We start from the raw sequence: 10,152 nt of genomic DNA on the forward strand, positions 1-10,152 counted from the left end.
ATAATGAATTTATGGAAAAAAGCGAGGGGAAGAATATGGAATACATGGAAGGAATGGATTTTATCAATTCCTATTTGGAAGAAGATGAATATGTTTTGTGGAGGGGAAAGCCGGGAAAGAAGAATAGATTTTCCAGCATAGATAAGGTAATGTTTCCGTTTGCACTTTTTTGGACGGCATTTGCACTTTTACTGAAGGCTCTGTTATTATGAGTGAAGCACCGCTTATATATTGTGTTTTTGGAGTACCGTTTGTCTTGATTGGGATTTTCTTATTGTATAGCAGTTTTTTCAGTAATGTGTTTGCAAAAGGGAAAACGATTTATGTTGTTACAAATAAGAAGTTAATGATTAAAGTGGATAATGATATTGAAATATATATGCCGGATGAACTTCCGCCGATGAAAATAAAACTGTACAAAAATGGTAATGGAACGATTATTTTTAGCAGGGAAACGCATAGTAGGAGGCAGAGTACTTACTATACTTGTTGTATGCTGGAAGATTTGCCGGATGTTGCACAGGCACAGAATGCTATTAATATAATGAAAGGAAGAGAATGAAAATAGTACAAAGAATATTTGCGTGTCTGACCGTGGTTTCGGCAATCGTTGTTCTTCTTGTTACTTCCACAGAGTTGGCGATTTATATGGATTTCCGATTTTATGAGAAGGAATATGAAAAATATCATGTGTTAGACGATTTGGATATGCAAATGGAAGATGTAATGTCGGTTACCCGTGAGATGATGGACTATCTGCATGGAAAAAGAGATGATTTGATTGTGATGACAACAGTGTCAGGTGAAGAAAGAGAGTTTTTTAATGACAGGGAAAAACAACATATGGTAGATGTGAAAAATATATTTCTTACCGGTATACAGGCAAGGAATATTGCGGCTATTATAATGTTAGTGAGTTTAGCGATGTTGATTCTTTCAAAAGTAAAATGGAAAAATCTTCTTGCTAAATGGTATATGGGAATTACTTGTGTGTTTACAGTGATGGGAATAGGGATGGGATATTTATTTGCACAGGATTTTAATAAATACTTTGTGAAATTCCATGAGATTTTTTTCGATAATGATTTGTGGCTTTTAGATCCGGATACAGATTTGATGATTCGTATGCTTCCGGAAGGATTTTTTGCAGATTTTTCTGTGCGGATAGGGATTTTTGCGGCAGCGGCAGTTTTAGGCTGCTTTGCCATTAGTGTTTGTGTTTATCGCAGAGAAAAAACATCAAATAAGTGAAACTTATTAATAAATTAAGATATATTAATTTCTTTAATGAAATAAAATATGTTAAAATGCAACTAGCAGTAAATGTACTTATTAAAATGGAGGAAATTATGAGTAGTGTAAAACGCGTATATGTAGAGAAAAAACCAGAATTTGCAGTACAGGCAAAAGAGTTACGTCAGGAAGTGGAAAACTATTTAGGAATTAAGACGATTACAAACGTAAGAGTATTAAATCGTTATGATATTGAGAATCTTTCTGAGGAAACATTTGAAAGAGCATGTAACGGGGTGTTTGCAGAGCCTCCTGTAGATGTATTATATCATGAAACATTTGATATGGCAGAAGGAAGCCGTGTGTTTTCGGTAGAATATTTACCGGGACAGTTTGACCAGCGTGCAGATTCGGCAGTTCAGTGTGTACAGTTTATTAAAGAAGATGAACAGCCGGTAATCAAAACCGCTACTACTTATGTAATGGAAGGAAATATTTCGGATGAAGAATTTGAGGCAGTAAAGACACATTGCATCAATCCGGTAGATTCAAGAGAAGCAGACGCAGAAAAACCGGAAACACTTGTGACAGTATTTGAAGAACCAGAAGATGTAAAGATTTTTGATGGCTTTAAAGATATGGGAGAGGCAGAATTAAAAGAATTATATAATTCTTTAGGACTTGCCATGACATTTAAAGATTTTCTTCATATTCAGGGATATTTTAAAGGTGAAGAAGAACGTGACCCATCTATGACAGAAATCCGTGTGTTAGATACATATTGGTCTGACCACTGCCGTCATACAACATTCTCAACAGAATTAAAAGAAGTAACATTTGGTGAAGGGGATTATAAAGAACCAATCGTTAATTCATATAAACAATATTTGGCAGATCATAGTGAAATTTTCAAAGGACGCGAAGATAAATTCGTATGTCTTATGGATTTAGCACTTATGGCAATGCGTAAATTAAAACGTGAAGGTAAATTAAATGATCAGGAAGAGTCAGAAGAAATCAATGCTTGTAGTATTGTTGTTCCGGTTACTGTAGATGGAGTGGAAGAAGAATGGCTTGTAAACTTTAAAAATGAAACACATAACCACCCTACAGAAATCGAGCCATTTGGTGGTGCGGCAACTTGTCTTGGTGGAGCGATCCGTGACCCGCTTTCAGGACGTACTTATGTTTATCAGGCAATGCGTGTGACAGGTGCAGCAGACCCTACTGTTTCTGTTAAAGAAACAATGAAAGGAAAACTTCCTCAGAAGAAACTTGTAACAGGTGCAGCACATGGTTACAGTTCATATGGTAACCAGATTGGACTTGCAACAGGTGCAGTAAAAGAAATTTATCATCCTGATTATGTGGCAAAACGTATGGAAATCGGAGCAGTTCTCGGTGCAGCACCAAGAAGAGCGGTTATCAGAGAAACATCTGATCCTGGAGATATCATCATTTTATTAGGAGGACGTACAGGACGTGACGGATGCGGTGGAGCAACAGGTTCATCTAAAGTACATACAGAAGAATCTATTGAAACTTGTGGAGCCGAAGTACAGAAAGGAAATCCACCTACAGAACGTAAAATCCAGCGTTTATTCAGAAGAGAAGAAGTAAGTAAATTAATTAAAAAATGTAATGACTTTGGTGCAGGCGGAGTTTCTGTAGCAATCGGAGAACTTGCAGCGGGATTAAAAGTTGATTTAGATAAAGTTCCTAAAAAATATGCAGGACTTGACGGAACAGAAATTGCGATTTCTGAATCTCAGGAACGTATGGCGGTTGTTGTAGATCCGAAAGATGTAGAGGCGTTTTTAGGATATGCAAAAGAAGAAAACCTTGAGGCAGTTGAAGTTGCTGTTGTAACAGAAAGCCCTAGACTTGTATTAAACTGGAGAGGAAAAGAAATTGTAAATATTTCAAGAGCCTTCCTTGATACAAACGGAGCACATCAGGAAACAACTGTTAAAGTAGATGTGCCTAACAGAGCAGATAGTATTCTTGTTCGTTCGGAAGTGGATGATGTAAGAGAAAAATGGTTAAATACATTACAGGATTTAAATGTATGTTCACAGAAAGGTCTTGTAGAAAGATTTGACGGTTCAATCGGTGCAGGCTCTGTATTTATGCCGCATGGTGGTAAATATCAGATGACAGAAACGCAGTCAATGGTTGCTAAATTGCCGGTATTAAATGGAAAATGTGATACAGTAACAATGATGAGTTATGGATTTGACCCATATTTATCTAGTTGGAGTCCATATCATGGTGCTGTTTATGCAGTTCTTGAATCTGTAGCAAAGATTGTTGCAAACGGTGGAGATTATCGCAAAATCCACTTAACATTCCAAGAATATTTCCGTCGTATGACAGAAGATCCGAGCAGATGGAGTCAGCCATTTGCAGCATTATTGGGTGCTTACAGTGTTCAGTTAGGACTTGGACTTGCATCAATCGGTGGAAAAGATAGTATGTCAGGAACATTCCAGGATATTGATGTTCCGCCTACATTGGTATCTTTCGCAGTGGATGTTGCAGAGAAGAAAGATATTATTACACCGGAATTAAAAGCATCAGGAAACAAATTAGTATGGCTTCATATTGATACAGATGAATATGATTTACCGGTATACGAAAGCGTTATGGAACAATATGGTAAATTTAGAGATGATGTACAGGGCGGAAAAATTGTATCTGCCTACACATTAGATTGTCATGGTATTGCAGCTGCCGTAAGTAAAATGGCATTCGGTAACGGTATGGGTGTGGAAATCAGCACATCTGTAGAGAAAGAAGATTTATTTGCTTGCTATTTCGGAGATATTATTGCGGAAGTTCCTGCAAATGAAGTGGATAACCTTACAATTGCTCACACAGTTATCGGTGAAGTGACAGATAAGGGAGCGATTACATACGGTGATATGACAATCGGTTTAGATGAAGCAGTGGAAACATGGAAAGCACCGCTTGAAAAAGTATTTGCAACAACATCAGGAGCAACAAAACCTGAGGCAGTAAAAGAAGAATTATTTAATACAGATAAAATTTATGTATGCAAAAACAAAGTTGCACAGCCTACAGTATTTATTCCTGTATTCCCTGGAACAAACTGTGAGTATGACAGTGCAAAAGCCTTTGAACGTGCAGGAGCAAAAGTTGTTACAAAGATTTTCCGTAACTTAGATGCTTCAGATATTCGCGATTCAGTTGCTGAATTTGAAAAAATTATTGCACAGTCACAGATGATTATGTTCCCGGGTGGATTTAGTGCGGGAGATGAACCTGATGGCTCTGCTAAATTCTTTGCAACTGCATTCCAAAATGCAAAATTAAAAGAAGCAGTAGAAAAATTAATTAATGAAAGAGATGGTCTTGTACTTGGTATCTGTAACGGCTTCCAGACATTGATTAAATTAGGATTAGTTCCTTACGGTAAGATTTGTGGACAAACAGAAAATTCACCGACATTGACATATAATACTATCGGACGTCACATTTCTAAGATGGTTTATACAAAAGTAGTAACAAATAAATCTCCATGGTTACAGGGAGCAGAACTTGGAGGAGTTTATACAAACCCTGCATCACACGGAGAAGGACGTTTTGTAGCATCTGAGGAAGTGTTGAATGAATTGTTTGCAAATGGACAGGTAGCAACACAGTATTGTGATTTAGATGGAAATATCACAATGAATGAAGAATGGAATCCAAACGGTTCATACAGAGCAATCGAAGGTATTACAAGCCCTGACGGACGTGTGCTTGGTAAAATGGCTCATTCCGAAAGACGTGGAGATGGAGTTGCAATCAACATTTACGGCGAACAGGATATGAAGATATTTGAATCAGGAGTAAAATATTTTAAATAGGAAGAATGCAGAGAAAACGGAGGAGTGTAAACTCCCCGTTTTTTGCATGATATGCCATTATGTGTATGAGAATTTTTGCGTAATAAAAGGTTGCCGAAATAAAATGTTGTGTTATAATGGCGATATATGAAATGGCAGGTAAGAGGAGAAGAGGAAGATGAATAAACCATTGATATTGGTTGTGGATGATGATAAGGCTATTCGCAGTTTAATTACGACAACAATGGAAACACAGGAATATCGTTCTCACGCTGTATCGAATGGAATGCAGGGACTTTTAGAAGTGGCCTCGCAGAAGCCGGATGTTCTGCTTCTTGATTTGGGACTTCCGGATATGGACGGAATAGAAGTGATACAGAAAATTCGTTCATGGTCGAATGTGCCGATTATTGTGATCAGTTCAAGAAATGAAGACAAGGATAAGATAATGGCGCTGGATTCGGGAGCGGATGATTATTTAACAAAGCCTTTTTCCGTAGATGAGTTGTTAGCGAGAATACGTGTCGTGTTGCGAAGAGAAAGACGTATGATATATTCAAGTCCCGAGCAGACAGAATTTATCAATGGTGAATTGCGTATTAATTATGTATCGGGATGTGCTTATCTGAAAGAGAGGGAACTACATTTAACTCCGATAGAATACAAATTGCTTGTTTTATTATCCAAAAATGTGGGAAAAGTATTGACACATACTTATCTGACAAGAGAGATATGGGGAAATTCGTGGGAGAGTGATGTGGCATCTTTGCGGGTTTTCATGGCAACACTTCGGAAGAAGATTGAAGAAAACCCACAAAATCCACAATATATACAGACTCATGTGGGAGTCGGATACAGAATGATACGCGTACCCGATTAGTAAGTAAAAGAATGAATTACTTTCTTGTGTCCCATAATAATCAAAGTTTCACTTTTAGTGAAAACGTGTTCAGGATGTGGAAGAGGGAAGATTTCTCCCTCTTTTTTTGTTGCAAGAATGCTGATGTTATAGCGGTTGCGTACTGCCTTTTCTACGATACTTTTACCTACCCAACTTGACGGAACGGCGATTTCACATATAGCGGTATCCGGCGTCAGTTCGATATAGTCAAAAATATTTTTTGAACCATACTTTACTGCAAGACGTTCAGCCATTTCACGTTCAGCGTAGACAACATGATCAGCTCCGTTTCTGAGCAATAATTTGCGGTGTACGTCACGGCAAGCACGGGCAAGAATATATTTTGCTCCGAAGTCTTTTAAAAGAACTGTGATTTCTAAGGCGCTCTGAAAATTATCACCGATAGCAACAACACATAAATCAAAGTTATTTACGCCTAAAGATTTAATAAAAGATTCATTTGTGGCGTCAGCAATCTGAATATCATTTAAAATATCAATGGCGTTATCTGCCCTTTCTTCATTTTTTTCAATAGCAAGAACAGAATTTCCTTCTTCGATAAATTTTTTTGTCATATGGCGACCAAAACGCCCAAGTCCGATAACTAAAATAGATTTCATAATATATTCACTCCATTATCCAATTTGAATTTTCTCCAACGGTGATGTTGAAGGCGCTTGTTTTTTTGTAAATGAGAATGCCAAAAGCATTGTCAGTGAGCCAACTCTTCCGAATATCATTAAAAAGGCGAGCAGGCCGTGTGAAAGAGTGCTTAATCCGGGGGTGATACCTGTTGTCAAACCTACGGTAGCGATAGCAGATACACTTTCAAAAAGGGAATCAACAAGATTAATTCCTTCCACACGGGAAATAAACATTCCGATTGAGAAAGAAAGTGTAATGTATAAAATAAATACGCAGGTCGCTTTTCTTGTAATAAAATCTTCCAAACGTCTTCCGAACACTTCCGTAGATTTACGGTTACGGAATGTAGTGAGTACGGAAAGGAATAATACTGCGAATGTAGTTGTCTTGATACCGCCGGCAGTTGATCCCGGTGAACCACCTACAAGCATAAGAAGAAGCATTATAAACCTTCCAGTCTGTGTAAGACCTGCTAAATCAATTGTATTAAATCCTGCCGTTCTGGCGCTGACAGATTGAAAACTGGAGGCTGCCAACTGTTCGGATAAAGAAAGTTTTTCAAACATCGGTGTACCTTGTTCACAGACGAAGAGAAGAAGGCTTCCTCCGATGATTAAAAAAATACTTACGGATAATACAAGTTTTGTATGTAGATGCATTTTGTGAAAATGCCATTTGGTTGTAAGAATATCATGCCAAACAAAAAAACCAAGTCCGCCGATAATAATCAGCAGCATGATAATAATGTTTACATACCAGTTGCCAACTTCTCCGGTAAGGGAGGAGAATGGTTGTACCGTTCCCATTAAATCAAATCCTGCATTGCAGAAAGCAGAGATGCTGTGGAATATGGAATACCAAATACCTTTCTTTAGTCCAAACATGGAGCAGAAATGAAAGGAAAGTAAAATAACGCCGATTCCCTCGATAAGAAACGTACCTATTATAATGAAGCGGGTCATTTTTACAATTCCGCCAATCTGTGGTGCGGATACAGAGTTTTGCATTAATGAACGTGATACAAGACCTATTTTCCTTTTTGTAATGGTCATAATGGAAATACAAAGTGTCATAAATCCAATACCACCGACTTGTATCAGACCGAGAATGACAGCCTGTCCAAAGAAAGACCAATGTGTATATGTATCCACTTTAATTAATCCCGTTACACAGGTTGCTGAAGTTGCGGTGAAAAATCCGGTAAAAAAATCAGCATCCTGAGGATTACGTACGGAAATGGGAAGGCTCAAAAGACATGAGCCGATAAATATAATGGTACAGTATCCAAATAAAAGAATCTTCATCGGAGAAAGATGAAGAAAATAATTTTGAATTTTATGTATGGTTGACATAATAAAATACCTCTTTGATAAAAATAGTCAAACTATATAAATAATAAGAGTTTAATAATTAAAAGAGTATAAAGAAAAATACCAGAGTATAAAGATTATATAAAGAAAAAAGTTCTTGAATTTCACAAGATAATACATTATACTAATAAAGTGTCAAAAACACCAAAGCCGTACAGAACACATTCTGCACGGCTGATTTTGAATTAGGAGGTAGAAGTTATGTCATATGTAGATGAGGTAATTGAATTAGTAGTAAAGAAAAACCCGGCAGAACCGGAATTTCATCAGGCAGTAAAAGAAGTATTGGAATCTTTGCGTGTCGTTGTGGAGGCAAATGAGGAGCAATATAGAAGAGATGCTTTATTAGAGAGAATGGTAGAACCGGAAAGACAGTTCAAATTCCGTATACCATGGGTAGATGACAATGGTCAGGTTCATGTCAACACAGGATACCGCGTTCAGTTTAACAGTGCAATCGGTCCTTACAAGGGAGGATTGCGTTTACATCCTTCAGTAAATTTAGGAATCATCAAATTTTTAGGATTTGAACAGGTATTTAAAAACTCATTGACAGGACTTCCAATCGGCGGTGGAAAAGGTGGAAGTGACTTTGACCCTAAGGGAAAATCAGACAGAGAAATTATGGCGTTTTGCCAGAGTTTTATGACTGAGTTATGCAAATATATCGGAGCTGATACTGACGTTCCGGCAGGAGATATTGGAACGGGAGCGAGAGAAATCGGATATTTGTTCGGACAGTATAAACGTATCCGTGGAGTATATGAAGGCGTGCTTACAGGAAAAGGTTTAAGTTACGGCGGTTCATTGGCAAGAAGAGAAGCAACAGGATATGGTCTTTTATATTTGACAGAAGAAATGTTAAAGTTAAACGGAATTGAACTTGCAGGAAAAACGGTTGCTGTTTCAGGAGCAGGTAATGTTGCTATTTATGCTACGGAAAAAGCACAGCAGTTGGGAGCAAAAGTTGTAACAGTAAGCGATTCTACAGGATGGGTTTATGATGCTGACGGAATTGATTTGGAAGCATTGAAAGAAATTAAAGAAGTAAAACGTGAAAGATTAACAGAATATACAAAATACAGACCAAACGCAGAGTATCATGAAGGAAAAGGAGTGTGGTCAGTTAAAGTTGACATTGCTCTTCCTTGCGCAACACAGAATGAGTTAGATTTAGAAGATGCAAAAGCGTTAGTTGCAAATGGTGTTATTGCAGTTGCAGAAGGTGCGAATATGCCTACTACATTGGAAGCGACAGAATATTTCCAGAAAAATGGTGTATTATTTGCTCCGGGTAAAGCGGCAAATGCCGGAGGGGTTGCTACATCTGCATTGGAGATGTCACAGAACAGTGAAAGATTAAGTTGGAGTTTTGAAGAAGTAGACGGAAAATTAAAAGGTATTATGGTAAATATTTGTCATAATATGGCTGCGGCTGCTGAAAAATACGGTGTGAAAGGCAACTACGTTGTGGGTGCAAATATTGCCGGATTTGAAAAAGTGGCTGAGGCAATGACAGCACAGGGTGTTGTATAAAACAGGTTTTTGATAGTAAAAAGGATTTGCTAAAACAATTCGATTTATTGGCTTTGTTTTGGCAAATCCTATCAAAAGTAAAAAAAGTGAAAAAAAGTATTGACAATTTGTCGATATTAATAGTATAATAGCGGAGCAGGTTTGAGTTACAAAAACTTAAATGCGGCGGGATAGCTCAGTTGGCTAGAGCATACGGTTCATACCCGTAGTGTCGCTGGTTCGAATCCAGTTCCCGCTACTATATGGGATCATAGCTCAGCTGGGAGAGCACCTGCCTTACAAGCAGGGGGTCACAGGTTCGAGCCCTGTTGGTCCCATATTATTTTAAAAATTGAATATGGCGGGATAGCTCAGTTGGCTAGAGCATACGGTTCATACCCGTAGTGTCGCTGGTTCGAATCCAGTTCCCGCTATTATAAAAGGTTGTGAAATTACACAACCTTTTTTATTATGGACTTTAGTCTGTTGAGCCCATTGGAGTTTTTCGTTGATCCGAAAAATGGAGATGGGCGAAACAATGAACCACCCGCTATGCGGGTGCGCGTCGATTGTTATACACAAAAATCACCTTTCCATTTACAATAAAGTTGTTCAGGCTATATTGCAGAAAGGAAAA

8 protein-coding genes and 3 tRNA genes are annotated in these 10,152 nt (G+C 37.9%); 9 read left to right on the forward strand and 2 right to left on the reverse strand.

Features of this window, described 5'->3' with window-relative positions:
- Positions 1-35: 35 nt before the first annotated feature.
- From ACYPXO_RS06260 to ACYPXO_RS06280, 5 genes are all read left to right on the forward strand, one after another.
- Positions 36-212, forward strand: a complete 177-nt coding sequence (locus ACYPXO_RS06260) for a hypothetical protein (protein WP_459639759.1) — start codon at positions 36-38, stop codon at positions 210-212.
- Complete coding sequence (locus ACYPXO_RS06265) at positions 209-562, forward strand: hypothetical protein (RefSeq protein WP_459639760.1); 354 nt, start codon at positions 209-211, stop codon at positions 560-562. Before ACYPXO_RS06260 ends, ACYPXO_RS06265 begins: the two co-directional genes overlap by 4 nt.
- Positions 559-1,251 (forward strand): TIGR01906 family membrane protein, encoded by a 693-nt coding sequence (locus tag ACYPXO_RS06270; protein WP_459639761.1) that lies wholly within the window; start codon positions 559-561, stop codon positions 1,249-1,251. Before ACYPXO_RS06265 ends, ACYPXO_RS06270 begins: the two co-directional genes overlap by 4 nt.
- A 98-nt stretch (positions 1,252-1,349) precedes the next feature.
- Positions 1,350-5,105 carry a phosphoribosylformylglycinamidine synthase gene (locus tag ACYPXO_RS06275; RefSeq protein ID WP_459639762.1) on the forward strand — a complete coding sequence of 1,252 codons (3,756 nt, stop codon included), beginning with the start codon at positions 1,350-1,352 and terminating at the stop codon, positions 5,103-5,105.
- Positions 5,106-5,262: 157 nt separating this feature from the next.
- Entirely contained in the window at positions 5,263-5,964 is a 702-nt protein-coding gene (locus ACYPXO_RS06280; protein ID WP_459639763.1) for a response regulator, read from the forward strand.
- Here the strand turns inward: ACYPXO_RS06280 and ACYPXO_RS06285 are convergent.
- Together ACYPXO_RS06285 and ACYPXO_RS06290 are read right to left on the reverse strand one after the other, a co-directional pair.
- Positions 5,961-6,605 carry a potassium channel family protein gene (locus ACYPXO_RS06285; protein WP_459639764.1) on the reverse strand — a complete coding sequence of 215 codons (645 nt, stop codon included), beginning with the start codon at positions 6,603-6,605 and terminating at the stop codon, positions 5,961-5,963. The two genes, ACYPXO_RS06280 and ACYPXO_RS06285, sit on opposite strands and share 4 nt — an antisense overlap.
- A gap of 15 nt (positions 6,606-6,620) precedes the next feature.
- Positions 6,621-7,982: a TrkH family potassium uptake protein gene (locus ACYPXO_RS06290; RefSeq protein WP_459639765.1), complete on the reverse strand. Its 1,362-nt coding sequence runs from the start codon at positions 7,980-7,982 to the stop codon at positions 6,621-6,623.
- A 219-nt stretch (positions 7,983-8,201) separates the two neighbouring features.
- Here ACYPXO_RS06290 and gdhA point away from each other — a divergent pair, with 219 nt between their 5' ends.
- The 4 genes from gdhA to ACYPXO_RS06310 all read left to right on the forward strand — a co-directional run bounded on the left by gdhA (position 8,202) and on the right by ACYPXO_RS06310 (position 9,949).
- On the forward strand, positions 8,202-9,536 hold the full coding sequence (gene gdhA / locus ACYPXO_RS06295; protein WP_459639766.1) for an NADP-specific glutamate dehydrogenase: 1,335 nt from the start codon (positions 8,202-8,204) through the stop codon (positions 9,534-9,536).
- A gap of 164 nt (positions 9,537-9,700) precedes the next feature.
- Positions 9,701-9,774 (forward strand) — tRNA-Met (locus ACYPXO_RS06300).
- Between the two features lie 6 nt (positions 9,775-9,780).
- Positions 9,781-9,853 (forward strand) — tRNA-Val (locus ACYPXO_RS06305).
- Between the two features lie 22 nt (positions 9,854-9,875).
- A tRNA-Met gene (locus ACYPXO_RS06310) sits at positions 9,876-9,949 on the forward strand.
- Positions 9,950-10,152 lie beyond the last annotated feature (203 nt).

The organism is Faecalimonas canis (assembly GCF_054601575.1).

Bases quoted from the DNA above. Each gene is read 5' to 3' on its own strand.
- ACYPXO_RS06260 (WP_459639759.1), top strand. From the start codon at position 36: ATGGAATACATGGAAGGAATGGATTTTATCAATTCCTATTTGGAAGAA.
- ACYPXO_RS06265 (WP_459639760.1), top strand. From the start codon at position 209: ATGAGTGAAGCACCGCTTATATATTGTGTTTTTGGAGTACCGTTTGTC.
- ACYPXO_RS06270 (WP_459639761.1), top strand. From the start codon at position 559: ATGAAAATAGTACAAAGAATATTTGCGTGTCTGACCGTGGTTTCGGCA.
- ACYPXO_RS06275 (WP_459639762.1), top strand. From the start codon at position 1,350: ATGAGTAGTGTAAAACGCGTATATGTAGAGAAAAAACCAGAATTTGCA.
- ACYPXO_RS06280 (WP_459639763.1), top strand. From the start codon at position 5,263: ATGAATAAACCATTGATATTGGTTGTGGATGATGATAAGGCTATTCGC.
- ACYPXO_RS06285 (WP_459639764.1), bottom strand. From the start codon at position 6,605: ATGAAATCTATTTTAGTTATCGGACTTGGGCGTTTTGGTCGCCATATG.
- ACYPXO_RS06290 (WP_459639765.1), bottom strand. From the start codon at position 7,982: ATGTCAACCATACATAAAATTCAAAATTATTTTCTTCATCTTTCTCCG.
- gdhA (WP_459639766.1), top strand. From the start codon at position 8,202: ATGTCATATGTAGATGAGGTAATTGAATTAGTAGTAAAGAAAAACCCG.